General features: G+C 76.1%; 20 protein-coding genes. 10 read left to right on the top strand and 10 right to left on the bottom strand.

Features of this window, described 5'->3' with window-relative positions:
* Window positions 1-42: 42 nt before the first annotated feature.
* From RND61_RS19405 to RND61_RS19380, 6 genes are all read right to left on the bottom strand, one after another.
* Complete coding sequence (locus RND61_RS19405) at window positions 43-1110, bottom strand: trypsin-like serine peptidase (protein WP_315879271.1); 1068 nt, start codon at window positions 1108-1110, stop codon at window positions 43-45.
* Window positions 1111-1122: 12 nt separating this feature from the next.
* Window positions 1123-2292, bottom strand: a complete 1170-nt coding sequence (locus RND61_RS19400; RefSeq protein WP_315879270.1) for a trypsin-like peptidase domain-containing protein — start codon at window positions 2290-2292, stop codon at window positions 1123-1125.
* On the bottom strand, window positions 2289-5252 hold the full coding sequence (locus RND61_RS19395; RefSeq protein ID WP_315879269.1) for an AAA family ATPase: 2964 nt from the start codon (window positions 5250-5252) through the stop codon (window positions 2289-2291). The genes RND61_RS19400 and RND61_RS19395 overlap by 4 nt, the downstream gene beginning before the upstream one ends.
* Window positions 5230-6543, bottom strand: coding sequence for a hypothetical protein (locus RND61_RS19390; protein WP_315879268.1), 1314 nt, complete (start codon window positions 6541-6543; stop codon window positions 5230-5232). The genes RND61_RS19395 and RND61_RS19390 overlap by 23 nt, the downstream gene beginning before the upstream one ends.
* A 102-nt stretch (window positions 6544-6645) precedes the next feature.
* On the bottom strand, window positions 6646-7638 hold the full coding sequence (locus RND61_RS19385; RefSeq protein WP_315879267.1) for a hypothetical protein: 993 nt from the start codon (window positions 7636-7638) through the stop codon (window positions 6646-6648).
* A 34-nt stretch (window positions 7639-7672) separates the two neighbouring features.
* Complete coding sequence (locus tag RND61_RS19380; RefSeq protein WP_315879266.1) at window positions 7673-8542, bottom strand: DNA/RNA non-specific endonuclease; 870 nt, start codon at window positions 8540-8542, stop codon at window positions 7673-7675.
* A gap of 226 nt (window positions 8543-8768) precedes the next feature.
* Between RND61_RS19380 and RND61_RS19375 the strand changes: the two genes are divergently transcribed.
* Window positions 8769-9614 (top strand): caspase family protein, encoded by an 846-nt coding sequence (locus tag RND61_RS19375; RefSeq protein ID WP_315879265.1) that lies wholly within the window; start codon window positions 8769-8771, stop codon window positions 9612-9614.
* A gap of 613 nt (window positions 9615-10227) precedes the next feature.
* On the opposite strand, the gene RND61_RS19370 is transcribed toward RND61_RS19375, so the two are convergent.
* Together RND61_RS19370 and RND61_RS19365 are read right to left on the bottom strand one after the other, a co-directional pair.
* A complete protein-coding gene (locus tag RND61_RS19370; protein ID WP_315879264.1) occupies window positions 10228-10836 on the bottom strand; it encodes a CBS domain-containing protein in 609 nt (202 codons plus the stop codon).
* A gap of 118 nt (window positions 10837-10954) precedes the next feature.
* The gene (locus RND61_RS19365) at window positions 10955-12361 is read right to left on the bottom strand and encodes a phosphoribosyltransferase family protein (protein WP_315879263.1); all 1407 of its coding nucleotides are present in this window, start codon (window positions 12359-12361) and stop codon (window positions 10955-10957) included.
* Between the two features lie 292 nt (window positions 12362-12653).
* Between RND61_RS19365 and RND61_RS19360 the strand changes: the two genes are divergently transcribed.
* From RND61_RS19360 to RND61_RS19345, 4 genes are all read left to right on the top strand, one after another.
* Window positions 12654-13052, top strand: a complete 399-nt coding sequence (locus RND61_RS19360) for a cell division protein SepF (protein ID WP_315879262.1) — start codon at window positions 12654-12656, stop codon at window positions 13050-13052.
* Window positions 13053-13370: 318 nt separating this feature from the next.
* The gene (locus RND61_RS19355) at window positions 13371-13739 is read left to right on the top strand and encodes a nucleotide pyrophosphohydrolase (RefSeq protein WP_315879261.1); all 369 of its coding nucleotides are present in this window, start codon (window positions 13371-13373) and stop codon (window positions 13737-13739) included.
* 125 nt (window positions 13740-13864) lie between these two features.
* Window positions 13865-14455 carry a DUF6099 family protein gene (locus tag RND61_RS19350; protein WP_315879260.1) on the top strand — a complete coding sequence of 197 codons (591 nt, stop codon included), beginning with the start codon at window positions 13865-13867 and terminating at the stop codon, window positions 14453-14455.
* A gap of 79 nt (window positions 14456-14534) precedes the next feature.
* On the top strand, window positions 14535-15458 hold the full coding sequence (locus RND61_RS19345; RefSeq protein ID WP_315879259.1) for an LLM class F420-dependent oxidoreductase: 924 nt from the start codon (window positions 14535-14537) through the stop codon (window positions 15456-15458).
* Window positions 15459-15555: 97 nt separating this feature from the next.
* Here RND61_RS19345 and RND61_RS19340 read toward each other — a convergent pair whose 3' ends face one another.
* Window positions 15556-18117: a polynucleotide kinase-phosphatase gene (locus RND61_RS19340; RefSeq protein ID WP_315879258.1), complete on the bottom strand. Its 2562-nt coding sequence runs from the start codon at window positions 18115-18117 to the stop codon at window positions 15556-15558.
* Window positions 18114-19604 (bottom strand): 3' terminal RNA ribose 2'-O-methyltransferase Hen1, encoded by a 1491-nt coding sequence (locus RND61_RS19335; protein WP_315879257.1) that lies wholly within the window; start codon window positions 19602-19604, stop codon window positions 18114-18116. The genes RND61_RS19340 and RND61_RS19335 overlap by 4 nt, the downstream gene beginning before the upstream one ends.
* Window positions 19605-20009: 405 nt before the next feature.
* Here RND61_RS19335 and RND61_RS19330 point away from each other — a divergent pair, with 405 nt between their 5' ends.
* The 5 genes from RND61_RS19330 to RND61_RS19310 all read left to right on the top strand — a co-directional run bounded on the left by RND61_RS19330 (window position 20010) and on the right by RND61_RS19310 (window position 25805).
* Complete coding sequence (locus RND61_RS19330) at window positions 20010-20735, top strand: Crp/Fnr family transcriptional regulator (RefSeq protein WP_315879256.1); 726 nt, start codon at window positions 20010-20012, stop codon at window positions 20733-20735.
* Between the two features lie 87 nt (window positions 20736-20822).
* Entirely contained in the window at window positions 20823-21638 is an 816-nt protein-coding gene (locus RND61_RS19325; protein ID WP_315879255.1) for a hypothetical protein, read from the top strand.
* Window positions 21635-24007: an nSTAND3 domain-containing NTPase gene (locus RND61_RS19320; RefSeq protein ID WP_315879254.1), complete on the top strand. Its 2373-nt coding sequence runs from the start codon at window positions 21635-21637 to the stop codon at window positions 24005-24007. Before RND61_RS19325 ends, RND61_RS19320 begins: the two co-directional genes overlap by 4 nt.
* A complete protein-coding gene (locus RND61_RS19315) occupies window positions 24004-25314 on the top strand; it encodes a hypothetical protein (protein ID WP_315879253.1) in 1311 nt (436 codons plus the stop codon). The genes RND61_RS19320 and RND61_RS19315 overlap by 4 nt, the downstream gene beginning before the upstream one ends.
* Window positions 25311-25805, top strand: coding sequence for a Pycsar system effector family protein (locus RND61_RS19310; RefSeq protein ID WP_315879252.1), 495 nt, complete (start codon window positions 25311-25313; stop codon window positions 25803-25805). The genes RND61_RS19315 and RND61_RS19310 overlap by 4 nt, the downstream gene beginning before the upstream one ends.
* Window positions 25806-25811: the final 6 nt, after the last annotated feature.

Raw genomic sequence — 25811 nt, 5'->3', positions numbered from 1 at the left:
TGCCCCGGGGCGCGCCCCCGTCCGCTCCCGTCCGGGCGGAGCTCAGACGAAGTTCAGCTCCGCCCGCCGCACCAGCGGGTCGTCCAGCATCGACCACAGGGGCACCGCGTAGTTGCCGAAGCCGTACCGACCGCCGAAGTGGAGGCCCAGGACGCGGTGGTCGGCCAGGTCGAGGACGGGGGAGCCGCTGTTGCCGCCCAGCGTCGAGCAGTCGTGCGTCAGCACGTTCCGCTCCGGCAGCAGCCGGTTGGCCGCGCCCGGCTGGAGCCGCTTCACGTTGTAGACGTCCATGAAGATCCGGCGCATCGCCTCGGGCTCGTTGCGCCGCCCGTCCCACGCCGGGTGCCCCACCACGTACACCGGGTGGCCCGGCAGGTCGGCGGGGGCGTCCGCCGCCACGGCCAGCGGCGTCGGCAGCGGCTGCCCGCCCGGCGCGGGGGCGATCCGCAGCAGCGCCATGTCGACGTCCCGGTGGACGCCGACGACCTCCGTCACCGCGTACGTCAGCCCGCCCGCGCCCGGCAGCGCGCCGTACTCGCGGGTCGGGTCCAGCACCGCGTCGAGCCCCGGCTGGAACGTCCACTCCGCCGCGCCGTCGTCCCGCGCGAACTCCAGCGCGACGTGGCGGTTGGTCATCACCACGTCCGCGCCGACCAGGAACGCCGTGCCCACCCAGTCGAGGCTGACGTGCCCGGACACGTCGACCCGGCCCACCCGGGACAGGGTCTCCCGGATCGCGGCCCGCTGGGCGTTCAGCACCGCCCAGTCGCCCTCCTGCGGCGGGAAGTCCGCGTCCTGCACGAGGATCGCGGGCCGGCCCTCCAACAGGACGATCGCCTCCATCCCGAACGACTCGTCGTCGCCGACCTCGTCGTCGCGGCCCGCCGCCAGCTTCTCCAGCCCGCGCGCCCCCGCCTCCAGCACCCGGGCCCGCTCCTGTTCGGCGAACCGGGCGATCTCCTCGCCCGGGGCCTGATCGGCGGGCGGTTCGTACGCCGACTCGGGGACCTCCCGCGTCAGCCCTTCCCGTACCCGGTCGGCGACGGCCCGCAGATCGGTGAAGATCTCCTGGGGGCCGGCCGCGACCGGCGACCTGCTCCGGCTGACCATGTGTTCCTCCTCTCAGACGGGCGGTCCGGCCGCGCCGGACTGAGCCGCCTCGATCTCGGCGTGCACCTGCGGGGCGCGGGCCGCGAGGTGGGCCATGACGGCGGTGAACTGCGTACCGACGTTCACGAACGCCGTCCTGCGGCCCTGGAACGACACGTTCTCGACGCGCCGCGCGCCCCGGTGCAGCGCCACGACGCGCCAGTCGTCCGTCAGGACCGGCGCTCCCGACGAGCCGCCGCGCGTGTCCGTGAAGTAGCGCAGGTCGCGGTCGTCCGCCTCGAACACCAGGTTGTTGCGGAGCGCGACCCGCTTCGGGGCGCCGCCCGGGTGCTGGATGATGTTGACGGCCACCACGTCGCCCGGTGCGACCCGCAGCGTCCGCCCGGCCAGGCGCAGCACCGGCCGCGCGGACGGCGCCGCCAGCCGCAGCACCGCGTAGTCCAGCTCCGCGTCGGCGGCGGCCAGCTCCCGTACGGCGGCCTCCTCCGTCTCGGTGTCGTCGCTCTCGTAGTCGAACCGGGCCCGTGCCCCGCGCGCCTGGAGCAGCAGGTCCTCCGGGCCGGCCAGGGCGCGCCTGCCGCCCACCCCGGTGCGCGCGTTGACGACGTGGTGGTTGGTGACGACCAGCTCCGGGGTGACCAGCCAGGCGGTGCCCGAGTGGGGGAAGCCGTTCGGCCGGAGGGGCTGCCCGCCCTCGTACGGCGGCACCTTGATCCGCGCGACCGCCGCGCCCGCCTCGTCGCCGCCGCGCAGGAACTCGAACGGCACCGTGTCGTCCCGGTGGACGATCTCCTCCTTGAGCTCCGGCACCGGCCGGCCCGCGAGGACGTCCGGCTCCCCGCCCGCGTTCCGCGCCACGTCGTCCAGGGCCCGCTGGAACACGGCGGCCGGCGCCGCCGCCGCGGTCTGCGCGACCGCGTTGCGCAGCCACGTCTCCAGGGGCACCGACCCGTCGACGAGCCGTTCGACGCGGTTCATCTCCACCAGGTCCGACTGCACCTGCAGTCCCGGCGCCGCCAGCAGCGGCAGCGTCGCCCGGTACCGGGGCATGATTCCGTCGAACAGCAGCGGCCGCACCGCCGGATCGGCGAGGCCCGCGTCCAGGGCCGCGTCCCGCACGGCGAGGATCTCCTCCTGCGGCAGGTAGCCCGTCACGCCCGCCGCGCCCGGCCCGCCGGTCACGGCGGACCACCGCCTTCCCCGCCGCCGCGCAGGGCGGCGGCCACGCTCGCCGCGATCTGCCCGCTCCCGTCCCGCAGCACCAGCAGCCGCCGCACCAGCTCGTCGAGCGTGCCCCGGTCCCGTACGAGCCGCAGGATGTCCGTGACGTCCGACGGCGGCGGCGACGGCGGGGCTCCGGCGGCAGCGGGCCGGGCGGGGGCGTCCCGCGCGCCGGCCGCCGAGCACAGGATGTCCATCAGCGGCCGCAGCAGCAGCGGGTCCGCCCGCACCGCCCGCCGCAGCCCCGTGCCCAGCACCTCCAGCACCTCGTCGCCCTCCGGCAGCCCCACCAGCTCCAGCGCGTGGTCCAGCGCCCGCGCGTCCAGCGTGTACACCTGGGAGGCCGCGGCCCGTACCAGCGACGGCTGGCCGGCCAGCACCTCGTCCGGGACCTGCCGCAGCCGCCGCGCGAGCCGCGTGTCCACGTCCCGGTCGGGCACGTGCGCCCCCGCCGCGAGCCGCGCCCTGGCCAGCAGCGTGCCCATCGCCTCCAGGTCCTGGCCCAGGCCGATCGCCACGTCCTCCGCGAGCCGCAGCTCCCGGTCGGCGCTGTCCGGGTCGCCGTCCTCCTCCGCGAGCCGCGCCGACAGCAGCAGCAGCTCCAACTGCCGCTCCCCGCACCCCGCCTCCCGCGCGGCGTCGACCGCGTCGGACGCCGCCCGCCGCGCCTCCGCCCTTCGCCCCGACCGGTCCAGGGCCTCCACCAGCAGCGGGTGCAGGGCGCTGCACGGCGTCCACGGGCGCCGCTCGGCCAGCCGGGCCAGCGCCTCCTCGGTGAACCCCTGCGCCAGCAGGTCCTCCACCTCGTGGCCGACGATCCGCTCCCAGTCCTCCTGGTCGGCCTCCGCCATCACCAGGTCCGACGCCCCACCGCGCCGCCGGTGCGCGCTGAGCAGCGCCGCCGCCCGGGGGCTCATCTCCTCCTGCGCCCCCTCCAGCAGCCGCTCCACCCCGGGCAGCCACCGCTCCTCCACGGTGCGCGGGTCCTCGTTGAGCCGCAGCCGGTGGTAGATCTCCTCGGCGCGCGCCTCCGGGCCCTCCCGCGCCGCGTAGTACGCCACGGCCCGCCGCTCCACCTCCCGCGCCGGCGACGCCGGGTCGCCCGCGACCAGCCGCAGCATGATCGCCCGTACGTCCGCCCGCACCCGCACCGCCTGCGGCCCCCACGGTTCGACCAGGTCCAGCCGGGACAGCGCGCCGAACAGCCGCCGCGCCTCCTCCGCCCCCGCCACGGCCACCCCGCACGGCTCGGCCAGCACCTCCCGGACGACGTCCGGCGTGATCAGCCGCAGTACCAGCCCGGCGTGGGCCAGGCGCCGCACGTCCGGGTCGGGGATGTGCTGGAGGATCCGCTCGTACAGGGTGCCCTGGACGAGCAGTTGGTCGACGCGGCGGAAGAAGTCCCGGCGCCGCGCCGGCAGACTGCCGATCAGCTCCCGCACGCCCGCCGTGCCCGACCCGGCCAGCGCCGCCGCCCGCGCCGCCAGCCGCAGGCTGAGCGGATGCCCGCCGACCCGTTCGGCCAGCACCCGCGCCAGCTCCGGGTCCCGCACCCCGCACGCCCCGAGCAGCGCCACGGACGCCTCCGGACCCAGGTCGCGCAGCTCGATCTCCACCGACCGCACGCCGACCGCCGGGTGCCCGACCGGCGACCTACCCGACACGACGGCCCGCACCCGCGGGTACGCCTCCGTCAGCGCCAGGAACACCGCCCACATCCGGCCCAGCGCCGGCGAGCCCCGGTACTGGGCCTCCTCGAACGAGTCGACGACCATGACGAACGGCGCGCCCCCCGCCGCCCGCCGCAGCACCTCGCCGACCTGCCGGGACAGCGCGCTCTCCCGCTCGCTCGCCCCCGCCAGGAACTGCTGCGACGTCCTCCGGCCGACCCCCGCCCGCGTGGTCGCCAGCCGGTTGAGCTCGACGACCCGCTCCTCCTCCGCCCGCTGCGCGCTCGCCTCCTCCTGGCACCCGGCGGCCAGCGCGTCCAGCTCGGCGCGGAACGCCGGGTACTGGACGCCCAGTTGCCGGGCCATCTCCGCGACCAGCGTCACCGGCTCGTGCACCGACAGGGTGGCCCGCTCGAAGTCGACGTACACGAAGGGGAACGGGAACCTCCCCCCGCCGTCGCCCCCGCCCCCGGTCCCCGCCCCCCTGCGCAGGCTGTCCAGCAGGAAGGTGGCGAGGAGCGTGCTCTTGCCCATGCCGCCCGGCCCGTGCACCACCAGCGGCGCCGGTACGGTCGGGCCCGCGCCGGGCGGGGGCCCCGGCGCGTGGACGTAGTCGCGCAGCTCCGCCAGCTCCGCCTCCCGGCCCACGAACGGCACCCGCACCAGGCGCTCCAACGGCTGGAGCAGCCGGGCCAGTTCCAGCTCGCCCCGGACGGCGCGGGCGTCCGGCAGCCCCGTCACCCCCGGCACCAGCGACAGCCACAGCACGGCCTGGAGCACGTCGGACAGCTCGTCCGGCCCCGCGCCCGCCGTCCCGGGCGCCTGCCCGCGCAGCACCGCGAGGCACACCCGCTCGGGCCCCGGCCCCCCGGGCACCGCGCCGAGGTTGGCCTCCAGGGCGCGCAGCGCCTCCCCGGGGCCGGGCAGGGCGCGCAGCGTCTCCTCCCGCACCTCGGGCTTCAGCGTCCACTCCGTGCGGTCGGCCGCGCCGGTCGCCGCGCAGTCCGCGGCCAGCTCCATCACCGCCCGTCCCGTCGGCGCGGACTCCCCGGGCAGCCGCAGCTCCCGCGGGTCGAACGAGGTGAGCAGGCAGGCCGCCCGGCGGTAGCCGCACCTCGCGTCCGGCACGGCGCCGGGCGGCCCGGCGCCGGCGTGCCGCAGCTCCTGCCGCAGTTCCTGCCGCAGCCGGGTCCGGAACAGTTCGCACAGCGCGGCGGCGCCGGGGGCCTCAGCGGAGGGCACGGTAGACACGGACCGCTCCCTCCACCGCGGTGCCCAGCCGCCGCATGTAACACTCCCCGCCGGGGCCGTAGGGGCTACAGGGACCGTAGGGACTGTTGGGGTCAGCAGGGCCGTAGGGACTGCCAGAGCTGCCAGGACCAGCAGGGCCGTAGGGACCGTGGGGGCCGTCGGGGCTACCGGGTCCGGCAGGGCCACCGCGACCACCGGGACCGCCCGCGCCCGGGCCGCCCGGCGCGTCGCCGTCCGCGTCACCGGCCGCCGCGAGGACCTCCTCCACGGCCACGTCGACCAGCCCGGCGAGCGCCGCCTCCCGCTCCTCCGCCGCCAGCGCGGCCAGCGACGGGGGCGGTTGTTCGCGGACGTACCGCTCGAAGAAGGCCCGCACGTCGTCCGGCCCGGCACTCCGCGCCCGGTCCCGGCACAGGCTGTGCCGCAGCTCGTACGGCAACTGCCGCATCGCCTCCCCGTAGCCGAGGAGCACCAGGCGCGGCGCCTGGGCACCGCGTACGGGCTGGTGCTCGTAGATGGCGAGGGCGAGCCGGCTGATCAGGTCCCACACGTCGGAGCCCGGGTCGAGCCGGTCGCAGTCGTCCAGCACGAACCAGAACAGGTCCTCGGCGCCGGTCGCCTGGACGACCACCCAGTGCACCGCCTCCTCGAGCGCCGGAAGCGGGTCGTCGAGGTCCGTCGCGACGGGCGGCACCACCCCCGCGCGCGGGTCCGAGACGAACGCGGCGAGACGCCGCACGACCTTGGTGGCCGTCGTGGTCGGGTCCAGCAGCACCCGCGCCGGGCGGAACCCCTGGTGCTGGGCGACGTGCCGGATGAACGCGTACGTGTACGAGCGGCCGCTGTGCGGTTCGCCGTCGACCAGCAGCACCGACTTGTGGCCGTCAGCCACGAACGCGCGCAGCGTCTCGCGCAGGTCCTCCCGGTCGAGGAACACCTCCGCGCCGCCGCGCAGCACCTGCGTGCGGAACACGTCCTGCGAGGTGTGCGCCTCGGCGTCCCGCTCCAGCCGCGCCAGGTACTCCTCGGCGTCCCTGACGTACGGCAGGACCCGCAGCCGGTCGTTGAGGACCAGCGCCCGCAGGAGCCGCACCTGTCCGTCGATGGTCCTGCGCGACGCCTGGACGAGGGCGCGCGCGTTGTGGGAGCTGACGGCGGTCAGCGGGAGGCCGCCGATGAACTCGGGGGCGAATCCGGCGTGCCGCAGTTGGACGTACGGGTCGGTGGAGTCCAGCAGGTACTCCCGCACCCACTCGGTGACCTTGTCCCACTCGGGGGTCTCCAACGGCATGGTTGAGCACCTGCCCGGTCGTCGCCGTCGTACCGGTCGCCCTCCCGGTCCGCCCGAGCCCCCCTTCGGCCCTCTCCCGTCATCGTCACACCCGGTACGGGGTCATGCAATCCGGCTGAACACCCGGCGCACCGGCTCCCGCACCAGCGGGTTCGACAGGTACTCGCCGACCCCGTGGTGGTCGGCGCTCGCGTTGGTGACCAGCAGGTCCGTGACGCGGCCCGGCGGGGCGTAGTCGGGGCGCAGCGTGTGGTCGAGCGCCACGACGTCGCGCGCGTCGGAGGCGTTCAGCCACAGCGCCGTACCGGACGGCACCACGGGCGGTGCGGCGAGGCGGCCCTGCACCTCGGCGACCCCGAGCGGCGAGCCGAGCGTCACGAACAGGTCGACCGCCCGGCCCCGGGAGGCCAGCACCTCGTACGCGACGACGCCGCCCAGGCCGTGCCCGACCACGACGAGGGGGCCGCCGCCGTCCGCCTCCCGGGCCTCCTCGGCGGCGTCCAGCGTGTCCGACACGACCTGCCGCACCGCCGGCCCGGCACCGGTGAGGAAGTAGGCGTGGACGTCCTCGAAGACGTGCTTCACCAGCAGCCGGAACAGCGCCGTACGGGCGGGCCGGGGGAGCGGCAGCGCCTTCGGCAGCGGCTCCTCGCCCGGACCCGGGCGGGGCTCCTCGGCCAGGGCGAGCGCCTCGGCGAAGTACGCCATGTCGCGCAGCCACCCGTCGAGCGGCCCGTCCCCGCCGCCCCCGCCCTCCGCGCCGGAGCGGACCCGCGCGGCCCCGGCCGCCGTCCGCGCCACGAACCGGGCCGGGTCCTCCGGCAGCGGCCCCACGGCCTCCTCCGCCCCTTCCCGGGGCCCCACGGGCTCCTCGGCCCCCTCGGTCTCCGCTTCCGCGACCGCCCCCGGTCGCCCCTCCAGCGGGTCCGGCACGCGGTCGGGCAGCGGCTCAGGGTGGAGCAGCGGCGCCCAGTACGCCAGGTACGACGTGCCCTCCGCCTCGTGCCCGAACAGCGCCCGGTCCCACTGCGCCCTGAGCAGTCCGGCGCGCGGCTTGGGGCCGCTGCCGTGGACGTACACGATCCGGGGCCGCATCGGGCCTCCCTCCCTGTCGGATGTCCCAGCCCCGTCAGATGTCCAAGGCGGTCTCGTCGGGCGCCTCCAGACGCCGCCACCGGGCCTCCGGAGCGCGCGCCGGGGGCATCAGGTCGGCGGCCGGCAGCGGCCCCAGGTCCAGGCCGGTCAGCAGCACCACGTCCGCCACCGGCACCTGGTACGTGCGGAACGCGCCCAGCGGCGGCGGCGCGCCCGGCACGGCCCCGGCGAGCGCCCGGTCGGCGTCGCGCGTCAGGTCGGGGCTCTGGTCGAGGACGTACGCCGTCGCCGCGAGCGCCCCGTCGTGGAGGAACGCGGCGACCTTCCAGAACCGCAGCGGCACCTGCACACCCCGGTACGGCGGGTCGGCGTCGTGCAGGACGGGACCGGTGAGAACGGTCAGCCGGCGGTCGTAGCGGGCGGCGTGGTCCAGCAGGTAGTTCTCCAGGCCCTGCCAGACCTGCTTGCCCTGGTTGAACACGTCGGCCTGCGGGGCGGCGTTCGTGTAGTGGAACGTGTCGCCGTCCGCGCGCGCCGCCACCGCCGCCGTCCCCCACACCGGGTCGAGGCGGCGCACCAGGTGGCCCCGGTCCAGGGAGTTGTCCCGGTACACCTCGGGCCCGGCCTGCCAGTCCTGTGCCACCCGCGGGTCGTACCGCCAGGCGTCGGTGCGCGGCACGTCCTCGACCAGGTGCTCGCCGTCGACGCACACGGCGGTGGCTGCCGCGAGGCGCCGGTCGGGGCGCAGCACCACGCTGAAGTGCGTGTACGGCAGGACGACCGTCTCGACGCGGGGCGCGGTGGGGCGCGGCAGCGGTACGGCGGGGCCGAGGAAGCCCTCGTCGTAGCCGTCGCGGCCGGCCAGGGAGCCGCCCGGGCCTTCCGAACCGTCGGAAGAGATCATGATCTGACTGGTACCGCGCGGGGGCGGCCCCCCAACGGCGCGGCGGGCCACGCCACCCCATCAGCGCAGGGAGGGCGCCGGGGCACGGGCCCGGCGGCGCGCGGGCCGGGCGGACGGACCCGTTCAGGCGGATTTCCCCGCCCGGTCGCCCCCCTGCGGTTCGCCCGGGAGCCGGGCACGGAAGGGATGTGACCGACCCCGCAGCCGCCCGCGCTAGGAGACCTCCATGGGTGCCACCGGCCTTTCCCTGCACATCGGACTCAACACGGTCGACCCCGACCGCTACGACGGCTGGAACGGCCACCTCCTCGCCTGCGAGAACGACGCCCGCGACATGGCCGCCCTCGCCCGCGACGCCGGTTACGCCGACACCGTCCTGTTCACCGGCGAGGCCACCGTCGACGGCGTCACCGCCGCCCTGCGCGCCGCGGCGGCCCGCCTCCGCGAGGGGGACGCCTTCCTCCTCACGTACTCCGGCCACGGCGGCCAGGTCCCGGACGAGACCGCCGGCGAGGACGAGCCGGACGCCCTCGACGAGACCCTCGTGCTGTACGACCGGCAGTACCTCGACGACGAGTTGAACCGCGAACTCGCCCGCTTCGCCGAGGGCGTGCGCATCCTGGTCCTGCTCGACTGCTGCCACAGCGGCAGCGGCATCGAGGTCCGCGACCTGCTCACCCCGGAGGCGCTGCGCGAGCAGTTCGGCACGGCGGACCCGGACGAGATCGAGACGGTGTCCCGCCTCATGCCCGTCGCCCGGCAGGGCGCCCTGTACCAGCGCGACAGGGAGTTCTTCGGCGAGCTCCAGCGGGAGCTGCGAGCGGACGGGCGTCCCGCCGACGCCCTGCTCGTCTCCGCCTGTCAGGACAACCAGCTCGCCGCGGACGGGCGGGTGAACGGCAGGTTCACCGGGACGCTGCTGGAGGTCTGGGACAGGGGTGCCTTCCGCGGCGGCCACCGGGCCTTCCACCGCGCGATCACCCGCCGCATGCCCGCCAGCCAGAGCCCCAACCTGTACGTGTCCGGGCGGCCGGCCGAGTCGTTCCTCGCGCAGCGCCCGTTCACGATCTGACCCACGCGGACCCCGCCGGACCCGCGGATCCGCTGGTCTGTCGGCCCCGCCCGGGCTGCCGGATCCGCGGATCTGCCGGTCCCACCGGTCCTGCCCCGGATCCGCAGGACTGCCGGTCTCGTCGGTCCCACCGGACCTGCGGGTCCCGCTGGTCCCGCGGGACTGCCGGTCCTACCGGATTCGCCGGTCTGTCGTTCCCGCCGGTTTGCCGGTCCCGTACGTCTGCCGGTCCCGTAGGTCTGCTGTTCCCGCAGAACTGCTGGTCCTGCCGTTCCCGCAGGACTGCTGGTCCTGCCGGCTCCGCCGGGCTGCCGGACCCGCCGGGCTCAGCCGAACAGGCCGGGCACCCGGATCGTCCGTACGGGCCGGTCCCGCCACGCCGCTCCCCGGCCGGGCCGTGCGGGCCCGTACGCCGGGAGCCGCGCCCCGGGAGTGCTCCGCTTGCCGCCGTCACGGCCACCGTCGTCACGCCCACCGCCGTCACGGCCGCGGGCGGCCGACCCGGGGGCACCGGCGGGTCCACCGCGCTCTTGGCGCCGGTCGCGGCCCTGCTTGGTCCTGTCCGTCACCACGCCACCTCCTCCACGCGCCGCGTCACGCCGCGGCGCCCGCGTCACGGCACCGGCGGCACCCGGTCGTCCCGCCGGGGCGGGAGGCCGGGCACCACCGGGTACGGGTACGGCGGCTGCGCGCCCGCGCCGGGCAGGACCCCGGGCCCGCGGCCGGCCAGCGCCGTCACCACGTCGGCGGCGGTGAGCAGCCCGGTCAGCGTCCCGTCGTCCCCGACGACCGGCAGCGCGTCGCAGCCGTTCGCGTCCATCACGGCCACCGCCCGGCCCACCGCGTCCCCGTGGTGCACCACCGCGCACCTGCGGCAGCGCACCAGGTCGCGCGCGTAGCGCCGGGACAGCGACACGGCGGGTGCCGCGCAGACGACCGCGACCTCGGCCCGGTCCAGCAGACCGGCGCAGCGTCCGTCCGGCAGGACCACCGGAAGGTGGCGCGCGCCCGACCGCTCCAGCAGTTCCCACGCGGCGAGCACCGTCTCGCCCGCCGCGACCGTCACCAGCGACGTCCGCATCACGTCCCGGACGGCCCGCTCCAGCACCGGTACGCCGCGCGGGACGGGGACGGGGGCGCCCTCCGGAGTCCGTACCCCTTCGTGGGCCTCCTCGCGGGCAGGGGCCTGCGGGGCGCCCTGCACCAGCACGTGCTGCCTCATGACGGCCTCCCGGAGGTCGGCGCCGGAAACGGCGGTTCCGCAACCCTCTCCTTCCACTGTGGGCCCTGCGGCGGCCCGCGCAAGGGGGGGCCGACCCCCTCTTCGCGGGGCCCGGCGGTCAGGCCGTGCCGGTGGCGGGGGAGGGCGGCGGCAGGTGCCGCAGGAACCAGGCCGCGGCCAGCTCCTCGACCTGCTCCATCGCGCCGGGCTCCTCGAACAGGTGGGTGGCTCCCGGCACCACCTCGACGGCGTGCTCGCAGCGCAGCCGCTCCGCCGCCCCGCGGTTGAGCGGCAGCACCGGCGCGTCGGCGCCCCCGACGACGAGGAGCGTCGGTGCCCGGACGTCCCCGAGCCGGTCATCCGCGAGGTCCGGCCGGCCGCCGCGGCCGACGACCGCCGCGATGTCCGCGTCCGGCTCCGCCGCGGCGGTCAGGGCGGCAGCGGCGCCCGTACTGGCGCCGAAGTAGCAGACCGGCGGGGCGGGGGCGGGGGCGCGGCGCAGCCAGGCCGTGGCGCCCGTGAGGCGCCGCGCCAGCAGCGGGACGTCGAAGACCCGTTCGCGGTCCCGGGACTCGGACTCGGTGAGGAGGTCGAACAGCAGGGTGCCCAGGCCGTGCCGGTTCAGCTCGTGCGCCACGGCCCGGTTGCGGGGGCTGTGCCGGGAGCTTCCGCTGCCGTGCGCGAACACCACGACGCCGCGCGCCCCGCGGGGCAGCACCAGGGTGCCGGGGAGCCGGACGCCGTCGGCCTCGACGGTGACGGCGACGGGCCGCCCGGCACCGCCGAGGCCGCCGGCGGGGGCGTCTGTGGGGGCGTCGAGCGGGGTGCCGGCCGGTGCGCCGCCCGGGTCTCCGGCCGTGCCTCCGCCCGGGCCTTCGGATTCACGGGCGGGCGGGGCGTGCCGGGCGAGCAGCTCCGCGACCTCGCCGTCCCCGGTCTGCGTGAAGTCGTCGTACCACTGCCCCACGGACCCGAACCACTCCGGCGACGACAGGCACACGACGTCGTCCGCCTCCCGCCGCAGCAGCGCCAGCGCCTCCGGCGGGGCCACCGGGACGGCCACCACCACCCGCGCCGCGCCGTGCGCCCGCGCGACCCGGCAGCCCGCAAGGGCCGTCGATCCCGTCGCGATCCCGTCGTCGACCAGCACCGCCGTCCGCCCCCGCAGCGGCACCCCGGCCCGGTCGCGCCGGTACCGCCGCAACCGCTCGTCCAGTACGGCCCGCTCGGCCCGCTCCACCCGCGCCCGGTCCTGCTCGCCGACCCCGGCGGCACGGACGACCACGTCGTTCACGATCCGTACGCCGTCCTCGCCGATCGCACCGAAGCCCAGCTCGGGCCGGGACGGCACCCCCAGCTTGCGGACGACCAGCACGTCCAGGGGCGCTCCCAGCGCCGTGGCCACCTCATGGGCCACGGGAACCCCGCCGCGCGGCAGCCCGAGCACGACGGGGCGGTCCGGGCGCAGCCTCTCCACGACCTCGGCCAGCTGCCGTCCGGCGGTCGCACGATCCGTGAACCGCATGCCTCCATCGTAGGAGCGCCCACCGGAAGCCGCCTGCCCGTCCCAAGGCGCCCTGCCACGGGGTGTTCCCCCCTTCAACCGTTCCGAGGGCCGCCGGGACGGAGCGGTGGACGCACGAGAACGTCCCCGCCCCCGCCACCCCGCCCCGCGGCCCGCTGCTCCGGATCAGCCGTCGCGGGGCCGCTGTTCGGCACCGGCCGAGGTGCCGGCGGGGTCGCGGGCGGCGCGGACCGGTGCGACACGACCCGTGTCGGAGTTGGGCCGAACGGGTGAGGGGCGCCAGGATGGGAGCATGAGTAGGCACGAGAGGTACGACGTCACCGACGAGCAGTGGGAGGGACTGGCGCAGGTCGTCCCGCTGCGGGGGCGCGACGAGTGGCCGTCCAGGGCCGATCACCGGACGATCCCCCAGGACTCCGAGGCCGGGGCACAGCGCCGCATGGTGGTACTGAGGGTCCAGGTCTTCGCGGACGCGCGGGAGGTCGCCGAGTACCTCGTCGCCCAGGTTCCCGTGCTGCTGGACCTGACCAGCGCCGAGACCGAAGTCGCCAAGCGCGTCCTGGACTTCAGCAGCGGGGTCGTCTTCGGCCTGGGCAGCTCCATGCACCGGGTCGACCGGAACGTGTTCCTCCTCACCCCCGCCGGTACGGAGGTCGAGGGCACGGCCACCGCGGCCGTACCGCACGCCTGACGGCCCTGACGGCCCTGACGGCCCTGACGGCCCTGACGGCCCTGACGGCCCTGACAGCTCTGGCAGCTCTGGCGGCTCTGGCGGCCTGACGGCCCTGGTGGCCTGACGCGTGCCTGACGGCCGTGGTCGGTAGGCGGTCTGGCGGGCCGACAGGACGGGCGGGCTGTGGGAAGCGGGCGTCCGGCGGCGCCTGACGGTGCGGCACGGCCCTGTCCGGGGCGGCCCTGTCCGGGACGGCCCGGCCTCGTCCGGCGTGGCCCGGTCCCGGCGTGCGGGGCGGGCGGCGGCGTGCGCGGCGGCGGTGGTAGACCTGTCGCCGTGACCGAACTGGACGTACAGGGACTGCAGCGCCGGCTGGCCGAGTTCGCCGCTTCGCGCGCCTGGCAGCCTTACCACACCCCGAAGAACCTGGCGGCGGCGCTCAGCGTCGAGGCGGCCGAACTGCTGGAGATCTTCCAGTGGCTGACCCCGGAGGAGGCCGACCGGGTCATGGACGACCCGGAGACGGCGCACCGCGTGGCCGACGAGGTCGCGGACGTGCTCGCCTACCTCCTCCAGTTCTGCGGGGTGCTGGGCGTCGACCCGCTGGAGGCGCTCTCCGCGAAGATCGACCGGAACGAGCGGCGCTTCCCCGTGGGGCGGCCTCCGGGGCGGTCCGCGCGGCAAGATCGTCACTCTTCGGAGTGAGCGACTTATTCACACTGAGCTTCCTGTCCACAGATTTCCGAATTCCCCTGGTGTTTGGACTCGGATAGCTTCACTCTGGGTAGTGAGTTAGTGAGCGGAAAGTCGTATGAACGGGGGCGGCGGGCATGGACGCGGAACGGCTCATCTCCATCAGCCGGAGTGATCTCGCCGAGAGCCGGGCGGTGCCCGACATCATGGCGGCCGTCTGGCAGGCGCAGTGCCTCGCCCAGGCGATCGGGGACCACCTGGCGTTGTTCGGGCCGCAGGAGCTGAGAGGCGAGGCGCGCGGGCTCGGCGAGACCGGCAGTCGCGGGGGCGCGGGCCCGGACCATCCGGCGCGGCGGACGGGGGCGGCGGCGTCGCAGTTGTCCGAAGTCCTCGACCTGCACGGCACGTTACGGGCGCTCGGCGCGCTGCTCGGGGAGGTGGGCATGGCCCTCGTCGGCGTGGCCTGCTCCACGGACGAGGAGGGCCTCTACTGGCAGTGCATCGAGGCGATCGACGCGGCCGACGAGGCCGGTGACCGGGTGCGCGTCATGCTGCGCCGGATGGCGGCGCGCGGCCGCGACCGGCCTCCCGAAGGGGCGGGCGGACGGTGGGTCCGGGGCGGTGCGGCGCTCGGCGCCGTGCCGGTCGCGCGCCCGGCCGGCGGGGGAGGGGAGAGACCCGACCGGGTCCGGGTGACGGACCCGGCGGACTCGACGGCGGGGCCGTGACCGCCTGGCGGCGGGGCCGTGACCGCGCGACGGCGGTGCCGGGGCCCGGCCGCGGCGCTCGCCGGTGCAGGATGGGGGCATGGATCTGCGCATCTTCACCGAACCGCAGCAGGGTGCCGACTACGAGACCCTGCTCACCGTCGCCAAGGCCACCGAGGACCTCGGGTTCGACGCCTTCTTCCGCTCCGACCACTACCTGCACATGGGGTCCGTCACCGGGCTGCCGGGCCCGACGGACGCCTGGATCACGCTGGCGGGCCTGGCCCGCGAGACCCGGCGCATCCGACTCGGCACGCTGATGACGGCCGCGACGTTCCGCCTCCCCGGGGTGCTCGCGATCCAGGTGGCGCAGGTCGACCAGATGTCGGGCGGCCGGGTCGAGCTGGGCCTGGGCGCCGCCTGGTACGAGGCGGAGCACACGGCGTACGGGATCCCGTTCCCGAAGGAGAAGTTCGGCCGCCTGGAGGAGCAGCTCGACATCGTCACCGGCCTGTGGGGCACGGAGACGGGCAAGACGTTCAGCTACGAGGGCAAGTACTACCGGCTGGCCGACTCGCCGGCGCTCCCCAAGCCGGCGCAGCCGAAGGTGCCGGTCCTGATCGGCGGCCTCGGCGCGACCCGCACGCCGCGCCTGGCGGCCCGGTACGCCGACGAGTTCAACATCCCGTTCGCCTCCCTCGCCGACACGGAGCGCCAGTTCGGCCGGGTCCGCGCGGCCGCCGAGGAGGCCGGGCGGAGCGCCGACGACCTGGTGTACTCCAACGCCCTGGTGGCGTGCGTCGGCAGGGACGACGCGGAGGTGGCCCGCCGCGCGGCGGCCATCGGCCGGGACGTGGACGAGCTGAAGGAGAACGGCCTGGCGGGCTCGCCCGCCGAGGTCGTCGACAAGATCGGCCGGTACGCGGCCCTGGGCAGTTCCCGGGTGTACCTCCAGATCCTGGACCTCCACGACCTGGACCACCTGGAGCTGATCTCCTCCCAGGTCCAGTCCCAGCTGGACTGACCGGCGCGGGGGAGCGGCGGGCGGGGCGCCCCGCCCGTACCGGCCGCCGGCCCACCGGCCGGGGCAGGGGCCCGCGGGTCCCCGCCCCGGCCGGTGGCTACAGCCGGGGGTCGACCGGTTCCGACTCCAGGGCCAGGACGGCGAAGACCGGCTCGTGGACGCGCCACAGGGGTTCGCCGGCGGCCAGCCGGTCCAGGGCCTCCAGGCCCAGGGCGTACTCGCGCAGGGCGAGGGAGCGCTTGTGGCCGAGGGAACGGGAGCGCAGGCGCTGGAGGTTCTCCGGGCGGGTGTACTCGGGCCCGTAGACGATCCGCAGGTACTCGCGGCCGCGGCACTTGACGCCCGGCTGCACCAGCCGGCCCCGGCCGTCCCGGGCGAGGGCCCGCAGCGGCTTGACGACCATGCCCTCGCCGCCCCGGCCGGTCAGCTCCAGCCACCAGTCGACGCCCGCCCGCACGGACGTCTCGTCGCCGGTGTCGACGACGAGCCGGTCCGTGGCGCGCAGCAGGCCCGTCGTGTCGGCCGCGACGAGACGGTCGACGAGGGCGAGCTGCTCGTCGTGCGGCAGACCGGCCAGGCTGCGCCCGCGCGCGGCGAGGACCTGGAACGGCGCGAGCCGCATCCCGTCCAGCCCGTCCGTCGGCCAGCAGTACCGTCGGTAGGCGTCGGTGAACGCGGCCGTGTCGACGGCCCGTTCGCGCTGCCGCCCCAGCGGCCCGGACACGTCCACGCCGCGCGCGGCCGCCGACTCCAGCGCGGCGATCGCGCCGGGCAGCGACGCGCCGGCCGCGGCCCCCACCGCGGCGTACTGCGACCGCAGCAGGCCGCCGGCCTTCAGCGACCACGGCATCAGCTCCGCGTCCAGGAGCAGCCAGTCCGTGTCCAGCCCGTCCCACAGCCCGGCGGCCGTGACCGCGGCGCGGACCCGTTCCAGGACGGCCTCGGTCATCGCCCCGTCCGGGAAGAAGGGGCGCCCGGTGCGGGTGTACAGGGAGCCGGTGGGGCCCTCCACGCCGAACCGCTCGCGCGCCGCTGTCGCGTCTCGGCACACCAGGACCACGGCCCGCGACCCCATGTGCTTCTCCTCGCACACGACACGGGCGACCCCGTCGGCGGCGTACGCGGCGAACGCCTCCGCCGGGTGCTCCAGATACCCGTCGAGGCCCGACGTGGCGGTCGGCGCCATCGTCGGCGGCAGGTACGGCACGAGGCGCGGGTCGACGGCGAAGCGGCTCATGACCTCCAGGGCGGCCGCGGCGTTCTCCTCGCGCACGCCGACGTTGCCCGCGTACCGGGTCTCCACGACGCGCCGGCCGTGCACGTCGGCCAGGTCCAGCGGCCGGCCCTCGTGCCCGCCGGGGACGCTTGCGGCGAGCGGTCGGGCCGGCTCGTACCAGACCCGCTCGGCGGGCACGTCGACGAGCTCCCGCTCGGGCCAGCGCAGCGCGGTCAGCTTCCCGCCGAACACGACGCCGGTGTCCAGGCAGATCGTGTTGTTGACCCAGGAGGTGTCCGGCACGGGCGTGTGGCCGTACACGACGGTGGCGCGGCCCCGGTAGTCCTCGGCCCACGGGTAGCGCACGGGCAGCCCGAACTCGTCGGTCTCCCCGGTCGTGTCGCCGTACAGGGCGTGCGAGCGGACCCGGCCCGACGTGCGGCCGTGGTACTTCTCCGGCAGGCCGGCGTGGCACACCACCAGCCGCCCCCCGTCGAGCACGTAGTGGCTGACGAGCCCGTCGACGAACGCGCGCACCCGCTCCCGGAAGGCGTCGTCCTCCCGCTCCAGCTGCTCGATCGTCTCGGCGAGGCCGTGGGTGCGCCGGACCTCGCGGCCGGCCAGCCAGCGGCCCAGCTTGTTCTCGTGGTTGCCCGGCACGCACAGCGCGTCGCCGGACTCGACCATGTCCATGACGCGGCGCAGCACACCGGGGCTGTCCGGGCCGCGGTCGACGAGGTCGCCGACGAACACGGCGGTGCGCCCCTCGGGGTGGCGGCCGTCGACGTAGCCGAGTTCGGCGAGCAGGGCCTCCAGCTCGGAGGCGCAGCCGTGGACGTCGCCGACGATGTCGAACGGGCCGGTCAGGTGCCGCAGGTCGTTGTACCGCTTCTCCAGGACGACCTCGGCGGCCTCGATCTCCTCGACGCCGCGCAGCACGTGCACCTTGCGGAAGCCCTCGCGCTCCAGGCCGCGCAGGGACCGCCGCAGTTCGCCGCGGTGGCGGCGGATGACGTGCCGGGGCATGTCCGCCCGGTCGGGGCGGGCGGCGTTGCGTGCCGCGCACACCTCCTCGGGGACGTCGAGGACGATGGCCATGGGCAGCACGTCGTGCTCGCGGGCCAGCCGCACCAGCTGGCGGCGCGCCTCCGGCTGCACGTTCGTCGCGTCGACGACGGTGAGCCGGCCGGCGGAGAGCCGCTTCCCGGCGATGTAGTGGAGCACGTCGAACGCGTCGCGGCTCGCGCCCTGGTCGTTCTCGTCGTCGGAGACCAGTCCGCGGCAGAAGTCCGAGGAGATGACCTCGGTGGGCTTGAAGTGCCTGCGGGCGAACGTCGACTTGCCGGAGCCGGTGGCGCCGACGAGGACCACGAGGGACAGGTCGGTGACGGGCAGCCTGCGGGTCCGCGCGGCGGCGGGCTCCGTGACGGCGGTGGTGGTCATGCGGTCTTCCCCTCCTTCGTGGTCGGCGCGGTGCCCTTCGTGGCCGGTGCGGTGCCGGCGGCGGTGAACACGGCCATCTGCGTGGGCGGACCCACCTGCGGGTCCTCCGGCCCGACGGGCGCGAACGCCACCGCGTACCCGTGGCGCGCGGCGACGCCGAGCGCCCACGCGCGGAACTCGGCGCGGGTCCACTCGAACCGGTGGTCGCCGTGGCGGACGTGCCCGGCGGGCAGGGACTCCCAGCGGACGTTGTACTCGGCGTTCGGCGTGGTCACGAGCACCGTGCCGGGCCGGGCGGCGCCGAACACCGCGTACTCGAGGGCGGGCAGTCGCGGCGGGTCGACGTGCTCGACGACCTCGCTGAGCACCGCCGCGTCGTACCCCTGGAGCCGCTTGTCCGTGTACACGAGGGAGCCCTGCACCAGCCGCACCCGCGCCGCCCGGTGCTCGCCCATGCGGTCCAGGCGCAGCCGGCGGGCGGCGAGGGCCAGCGCCCGTACGGACACGTCCACGCCGACGACCTCCGTGAAGCGCGGGTCCTCCAGCAGTTCGCGGACCAGCTGGCCCTGCCCGCAGCCCAGGTCGAGGACCCGGCTCGCGCCCGCGTCGCGCAGCGCGGCCAGGATCGCCCCGCGGCGCCGCACCGCCAGCGGCACGGGGCGCTCCTCGGTGTCGGTGTCCTCGTCGACGGCGTTGTCCAGCTCCTCGGCCTCCGTGTCGTCGGCCGCGGCCAGCCGCGCCAGCTCCAGGCGCTCCGTCGCCACCCGCGTCAGGGACCGGCGGCGCGACAGGTAGCGCTGGGTGATCAGCTGCTGTTCCGGGTGGCCCGGCAGCCAGCCCTCGCCGACCCGCAGCAGCTTGTCGACCTCGTCGGGCGACACCCAGTAGTGCTTGGCGTCGTCCAGCACCGGCAGCAGCGCGTACAGGTGGCGCAGCGCGTCCGCGAGGCGCTGCTCGCCGTCGAGGACGAGCCGGACGTACCGCGAGTCGCCCCACGCGGGGAACCGCTCGTCGAGCGGCACCGGTTCGGCGGTGACCGCCCAGCCCAGCGGCTCGAACAGCCGTCGCACCAGGTCGGCGCCGCCCTTCGCGGGCACCGCCGGCACCTCGACGCGCAGCGGCAGCGAGGCCGCCACCAGCTCGGGGCGGGCGGCGCACCGGCCGGCCAGCGCGCTGGAGAACACGTTGCCCAGCGCGACGGCGAGCAGCGAGGAGGCCGCGTACGGGCGGTCGTTGACGTACTGGGCGAGCGCCGTGTCGGGGCCGCGGCCCCGGTCGCCCCTGCCGCGGCGCACCAGCGCGACCGGATCCACCTCCAGCAGCAGCGCGGCCGTGCAGCGCTCGGCCGTCGCCTCGGGGTAGAAGACGTGGGCCGTGCCGTAGGAGGTGGGGAACGCCTGCGCCTTGTCCGGGTGCTTGTGCAACAGGAAGCCGAGGTCGGTCGCGGGGCGTTCGGGGGTGCCGGTCGTGCTGATGGTCAGGAACACCCGGCCAGTATCGGGGCGCCCCCGCGCCGCCGGCCAGGGGTTTTACCGGTGGGCCGGAGGGCGGGCCGGACGGTGGGCCGGGGCCCGGGAGGCGCCGGGCGGGCCCGTGGGCCCGGCCGCCGTGGGGGCGCACGGACGGCGCAGGGAGCGGACGTACGGCGCATTCGGGTGGCATGAGGGGAGTGGACCGGGTGAGGCTGCGCCCCGTGCGCCTCCTCCTTGGTTGACGGGTTTGAACCGAACCCCTAGCGTTCTTCACCCCAAAGGAGTGACGGAACGTCAACTTCCTTGTTTTCAAGGTCATTTGAAGTGCCGCGCGAATCGAAAACGTGCGAACTTCCATACGAATCAACCGAACGAGCGGCTGTCTGTTCGAGGGTGCGCGGCGCGGGGGAAGGGAGCGGAATGAGTCTTTTCGGCCAGGACCGCTCCTTCCTCGAAGCCCTCTCCCCCCAGGACCGCCGCGCCCTCCTCGCCGAAGGCGTCCCCCGTGTCTACGAACCCGGCACCGTCATGATCCGGGAACGCGACACCTCCGCCTACGTCCTGGCCCTGCTCTCCGGCTGGGCCGTCGTCTCCGTGGGCACCGAGCGCGGCGCGCGCCTCATCCTCGCCCTGCGCGGCGCGGGCGAGGTCGTCGGCGACCTCGCCGCCGTCGACCAGGGCCCGCGCAGCGCCACCGTCACCGCGCTGGGCCGGGTCCGGGCCGTGTCCGTCACCGGCGACCGGTTCCGCCGCTTCCTCGCCGCCCGCCCGCACGCCACCTCACTGATCATGCGGCAGCTCAGCACCCGGCTGCGCAGCGCCGACGTCGAACGCCGCTCCCTCGCCTCCGAGACCGTCCTCCAGCGCCTCGCGGCCCGGCTCGCGGAACTCGCCGAGCGCGCCGGACGGCCCGGTCCCCACGGCATGGTCCTGGAGATCCCGCTGCCCCAGCACGACCTGGCCGCCGCCATCGGCGCCACCCGCGAGGCCGTCGCCAAGGCCCTGCGCCAACTGCGCGAACAGGACGTCGTCCGGACCGGTCCGCGTCAGGTCGTCGTCACCGACATGGAGGCCCTCCTCCACCTCGCCCAGGGCCGCGGGGCGCGCCCGGCGGGGCCCGCGGAGAAATCTCCGCCGGGTGTGTAAACGACTACATCGCCCGCCGCGCCACGCGGCGAGGCTTGCCCTGTCACCACGAGCACCACGGCACACCACGCCATCCAGGGAGTCCGAGTGAGCAGTGCGGGAGCCATCCACCGGCTGGTCGTCTACGGAGACGCCTGCGCCTCCGGAACGCTGGGCATCGACGCGAAGAAGCGCATGCGCGCCGCCATGTACGAGGCGTTCGGCGAGGCGTACGCCGCCGTCGGCGTCGAGCCCGGCCACGTCCACCAGGAGGACCGGGGCGACGGCATCCTCGCCGCCCTGCGCCCCGACGTACCGCCCACGCTCATGGTCGGGCGGTGGGTCGACACGCTCTACGAGAGCCTGCGCGAGCACAACGCCGGCCGCGACCCGCGGCTGCGGCTGCGCGTCGGCATGAACGCCGGCCTCGTCCTCGACGACGGCGAGGGGCTCGTCGGCCGCGCAGTGGACCTCGCCTGCCGGCTCTGCGACAGCCCCACCGCCAAGGACGTGATGGCCCTCGCCGACGACGCCGACCTCCTCGTCGTCGTCTCCGGCTGGCTGTACGACAACGTCGTCTCCGAGGGCGGCCGGTACGTCGAGCCCGGCCACTACCGGCCCGCCCGCGTCCGCGCCAAGGAGACCGACGAGACCGCCTGGTTCCACATCCCGAGGCGGTCCGCACCGCCCCTGCCGGGCGATCCCGGCGGGGAACCCGCCGGCACCCCGGGCCGCGCGCCCGGTGCCGCACCGACCGGCGGTGGGCCGACGACGGGGGACGGCCCACCGCCCCGCACCGCCGACGCGCCCCCGCCCACACGCAGCTACCGGGCCGGGGGCGACCTCCAGGTCTTCGAGCGCAACACCATCCACGGCGGCTTCACCGGCATCCGCAAGGACCGCGACGGAGGCGGGCACGCATGACCGACCACGACGACGCCCCGCAGCCCGACCACCACGCCGACGACGCCAAACCCGCCGACCCGCCCCACGACCGCGACCGGGACCACCGGGACCGGGACCACCGGGACCGGGACCACCGCGACCGGGACGGCGCCGGCAAGGAGCAGCCCGGCAGGGACCCCGCCGACGCCGACCGCGCGCCCGAGCCCCCGCCCAACCCCTTCGACCACGCCGGCCGCAACCCGCTCGGCGCGTCCGGCGGTACCGGCGGCGCCGGTACCGCCCACGCCGCCCGCACCACCTTCGAACACGGCCGCGCCGAACGCCGCTACGACATCCGCGGCGACGGCCAGGTCTTCGAGGACAACACCTTCATCAACCAGTTCTGGGTCGACTCCGGGCCGCCCGCCGTCCAGGGCGCCGTGCCGGGCGAGACCCTGGAGCGGCTCGCCGACGTCTACTGCGAGACCACCGGCTACCAGCGCATGAAGCACCTCCTGCGCTCCTGCGGGCTGCTCGTCCTCACCGGCGAACCCGGCAGCGGTCGCACCGCCACCGCGCTCGCCCTCCTCTCCGAACTCACCGACGACCACGTCACCCGCCTCGACCCCGCCACCGCCGTCCACACGATCGGCGACGACGCCCTCCAGCCCGGCCACGGCTACCTCCTGGAACTCCCGCCCGAGGACGGCACCGGCGCCGACCCCGAGCCCGGCGACGGCGACCGCACCCCCCGCCCCCGCCGCCTCACCGAACTCCACCTCGACCGCCTCAGCGGCCAGCTCCGCGCCAAGGGGTCGTACGGCGTGATCCTCGTCGAGAGCGGCGACCTCGCCGACCGGCTCCTCCAGGGCCGGTACGGCGCGTACTGCCCGCCCCCGCCGCCCGCCGAGGTCCTCCACCGCCACCTGCGCACCCTGCTGCGCGGCGAACCCGACGGCGCCCTCGACGAGGCCCGCGCCCTCGCCGCCCACGAGGACGTCACCCGGGCCCTCGGCCTCGACGAACTGCGCCCCCGCGAGGCCGCCCGGCTCGCCCACCACCTCGCCCGGCACCAGAAGGGCGAACTCACCCGCACCCAGCTCCTCGACGACTGCGGCGCCTTCGTCCGCGCCCAGGCCCGCGCCTGGTTCGCCGGCGCCGACCGGCCCGGCACGCTCCCCGAAGCGCTGCCCGCGCTGAACGCCGCCGCGTTCCGCGTCGCCGTCGCCGTCTTCAACGGCTCCGCGTACAGCCTCACCGCCGAGGCCGCCGAGCTGCTCGCCTGGGAACTGGCCGTCACCCTCGACCCCGGGCACCCCGCCGGGCGCCGCCTGTTCGGCACCCACGCCGACAACCGGCCCGTCGTCGCCCGCTCCGTCGTCGAGGACGGCGAACTCGACCTCGGCGCCGCCCGCGTCCCCGCCCGCGTCATCCGCTTCCAGGGCGACGCCCTCGCCACCGCCGTCCTCCGCGAGGTGTGGAACGGCCACCACAACGTCCGCGGTCCCGTCGCCCGCTGGCTGCGCGGCCTGTGCGACGACCCCCGCCCCGAGGTGTGGGTCCGCGCGTCCGTCGCCGCCGGCGTCCTGTGCTCCTGGGACTGGGTGTACGGCTTCGGCGAACTCGTCCGCCCCCTCGCCGCCCTCGACGGCCGCGTCCCCCGCATGGCCGCCGCCACCGCCCTCGCCGAGGCCGCCCGCGACCCGCGCGTCCAGCCGGCCGTCGCCGCCGTCCTGCGCGAATGGGCCAGGAGCGGCGACTCCGCGCTCGTCGACACCGCCGTCCTCGCCCACGGCTACGCCCTGCCCACCGGTTCCGTCCGCTCCGCCCTCGACGCGCTCGGCGCCGTCGTGCGCTCCGAGGGCGGCGACGACGCCGACGTCCTGGGCACCGCCTCCTTCAGCGTCATGCGCCTCCTCGCCTCCACCGATCCCGAGGCCGTCGTCCACCGCCTCGGCCACTGGCTCGGCGACGGCCGGCGCTCCCTCGCCGACCTCGTGCTGCTCACCGCGATCGGCACGCTCACCATGCGCACCACCCACCTCTGGGGCCTCACCGAGGTCCCGCACCTCGAACCGTACGGCGCCCGGCCCCTGCTGCTCGCGCTGCTCGCCACCCGCCCCGGCCTCACGCCGTCGCTGGCCGCGCTCGTCCGGGCGGCCCTGGGCACCCCGCGCTCCGGGGAGCCCGCCCTGGACGGCCTCGCCTCCCTGCTGCGCCGCGCCGCCCGGGACCCCGAGACCCTGCGGCTGGTCTGCGGCCTGCTGCCGCTGCTCGCCACCACCCCCCGGGACCGCGACCGGTTGCGCGGCCTGCTCACGGGGCTCGTACGCGACCGGGACAAGCCCCTGGACAAGACCGCGGCCGGCCGCATGTGGGACGCCGTGGCGGAAGGAGCGGAGCGATGACTCCCGGGCCCACCCCGCACGACCCCCGGAACGACACGGGGTCCCGCGCCCGCGGGCCCCTCCTGCGCGAGTGCCCGCCGCCCTACCGGCGCACCAGCGGCCGCCTCGCCGCCGTCCTCCTCTACCGCAACGGCGGCCACCGCGTGATGTGGCCCGACCGCAAGGAGGACCACGGCACGCCCCTCTTCGGCGGCCCCTACACCGTCTTCGAGGTGCTCCTGGGCCTCAACGTCACCGAGTTCGACCTCGAACTGCCCGCCGCGGGCGACGGGGTGTCCTTCCGCGCCAAGGCGAGCGTCCAGTGGGAGGTCGACGACCCGCACCTCGTCGTCACCCGCCAGGTGTGGGACGTCGCGGACCTCCTCCGCGACGACCTCCTCGACGGACTGCGCGCCGTCTCCCGCCGCTTCGGGATCACCGAGGCCCAGCGCGCCGACGAGGCCGTACGGGACGAACTGGCCGCCGGGCGGCTCCAACTCGGCCGCGACCTCGGACTGCGCACCCGCGTCCTCGTCTTCTTCGACCTCGACAGCGACGTGAAGGGGCAGCTCGCCGAGGCGGACCGCACCCTCGTCGGCATGGGCGTCGACCGGCGCGTCGCCGAACGGGAGCGGCGCAAGGACGCCTACGACCGGCGGCTCCTCGCCGAGCGGGCGCGGGAGATCCAGGCCATGCTCCAGCAGGGCGAGTTCGCGCAGATCGCCCACCACATGGCGGCCAACCCCGACAAGCAGTGGGAGATCCGCCGGCAACTGCTCGCCGAGGAGCGGGAGGGCAAGGCCGACTTCCTCGCCGTCCTCCACCGGCTCATCGACACGGGCGTCATCGAGCGCCACGACCTGGACCAGATGACCTACCAGGTCCTGGAGCACCTGCGCAGCAGCAGCGGCGGAGTCCTCGGCGGCGTCGCGGACCACGTGCTGGACCTGCGCCCCCGCCCCCGCGCCCTCCCCGAGGGCGGCCCGTCCGCCGAACCGGTCCGCCCGCCCTGGGACGACGAGCCCGCCGACCGCCGCCCCGCGGGCCCGGACGACGGCGATCCGCACCGCGTCCACGAACCGACCAGTGTCCAGTCCGCCCGCGAACGCGACCGCGCACGCGACCGCGAACGACCCCGCGACCGCGGCCCCGACGCGTCCGACTGGCGGGACACCCCCCGCCGCGCCGACGACCGGTACGCCGACGACCGGTACGGCGACGGGCGGTACGGCGACGGGCGGTACGGTGACGACCGGTACGCCGACGACCCGCCGTACGCCCCGCCCGCACGCCCCAGCGCCGACTTCGACGACTGGGACGACGAATGACCGGTACGAACGGCGCCCCGGCCCCCTCCGACGAGGTCCGCGCCCTCGCGGAGAGCCTGCTGAGCACCGTCCGCGAGGACATAGGCCGCGCCGACACCAAGGCGGCGATCCTCCTGTCCGGCGCGCTCGCCTTCCTCGCCGTCGTCTTCGCCCGCGACCCCGGGCAGCTCGCGGCACACGGCGCCGCCGCCGTCCTCGTCGCCCTCGCCGGCACCCTGTGGGGCGCCGGGATGCTCATGCTCGTCGCGGTCGTCCTGCCCCGCACCCGCGTCGGCGCCGACCGCACCCTCCTGCGCGACCTCGCCGCCGGCGCCCCCGCCGCCGCGCTGCTCGACCGGCTCGCCGAGGCCGGCGCCGACACGACCTCCTGGCTCCTGGACCAGGCCAGCGTCCACGGACAGGTCCTGGCCGCCAAGTACCGCTGGCTGCGCGCGGGCGTCCTCTGCCTGGCCCTCGGCGCGGCGCTGGCCCTCCTGAGTGAACTGTGGTGACAGAGA

The sequence above is a fragment of the Streptomyces tamarix genome (genome assembly GCF_032423885.1).
Lineage (GTDB): Bacteria > Actinomycetota > Actinomycetes > Streptomycetales > Streptomycetaceae > Streptomyces > Streptomyces tamarix.
This window is presented reverse-complemented; position numbering and strand designations above follow the sequence as displayed.

Bases quoted from the DNA above. Each gene is read 5' to 3' on its own strand.
- RND61_RS19375 (WP_315879265.1), top strand. From the start codon at position 8,769: ATGGGTGCCACCGGCCTTTCCCTGCACATCGGACTCAACACGGTCGAC.
- RND61_RS19360 (WP_315879262.1), top strand. From the start codon at position 12,654: ATGAGTAGGCACGAGAGGTACGACGTCACCGACGAGCAGTGGGAGGGA.
- RND61_RS19330 (WP_315879256.1), top strand. From the start codon at position 20,010: ATGAGTCTTTTCGGCCAGGACCGCTCCTTCCTCGAAGCCCTCTCCCCC.
- RND61_RS19390 (WP_315879268.1), bottom strand. From the start codon at position 6,543: ATGCCGTTGGAGACCCCCGAGTGGGACAAGGTCACCGAGTGGGTGCGG.
- RND61_RS19310 (WP_315879252.1), top strand. From the start codon at position 25,311: ATGACCGGTACGAACGGCGCCCCGGCCCCCTCCGACGAGGTCCGCGCC.
- RND61_RS19320 (WP_315879254.1), top strand. From the start codon at position 21,635: ATGACCGACCACGACGACGCCCCGCAGCCCGACCACCACGCCGACGAC.
- RND61_RS19340 (WP_315879258.1), bottom strand. From the start codon at position 18,117: ATGACCACCACCGCCGTCACGGAGCCCGCCGCCGCGCGGACCCGCAGG.
- RND61_RS19350 (WP_315879260.1), top strand. From the start codon at position 13,865: ATGGACGCGGAACGGCTCATCTCCATCAGCCGGAGTGATCTCGCCGAG.
- RND61_RS19365 (WP_315879263.1), bottom strand. From the start codon at position 12,361: ATGCGGTTCACGGATCGTGCGACCGCCGGACGGCAGCTGGCCGAGGTC.
- RND61_RS19315 (WP_315879253.1), top strand. From the start codon at position 24,004: ATGACTCCCGGGCCCACCCCGCACGACCCCCGGAACGACACGGGGTCC.
- RND61_RS19385 (WP_315879267.1), bottom strand. From the start codon at position 7,638: ATGCGGCCCCGGATCGTGTACGTCCACGGCAGCGGCCCCAAGCCGCGC.
- RND61_RS19405 (WP_315879271.1), bottom strand. From the start codon at position 1,110: ATGGTCAGCCGGAGCAGGTCGCCGGTCGCGGCCGGCCCCCAGGAGATC.
- RND61_RS19380 (WP_315879266.1), bottom strand. From the start codon at position 8,542: ATGATCTCTTCCGACGGTTCGGAAGGCCCGGGCGGCTCCCTGGCCGGC.
- RND61_RS19370 (WP_315879264.1), bottom strand. From the start codon at position 10,836: ATGAGGCAGCACGTGCTGGTGCAGGGCGCCCCGCAGGCCCCTGCCCGC.
- RND61_RS19345 (WP_315879259.1), top strand. From the start codon at position 14,535: ATGGATCTGCGCATCTTCACCGAACCGCAGCAGGGTGCCGACTACGAG.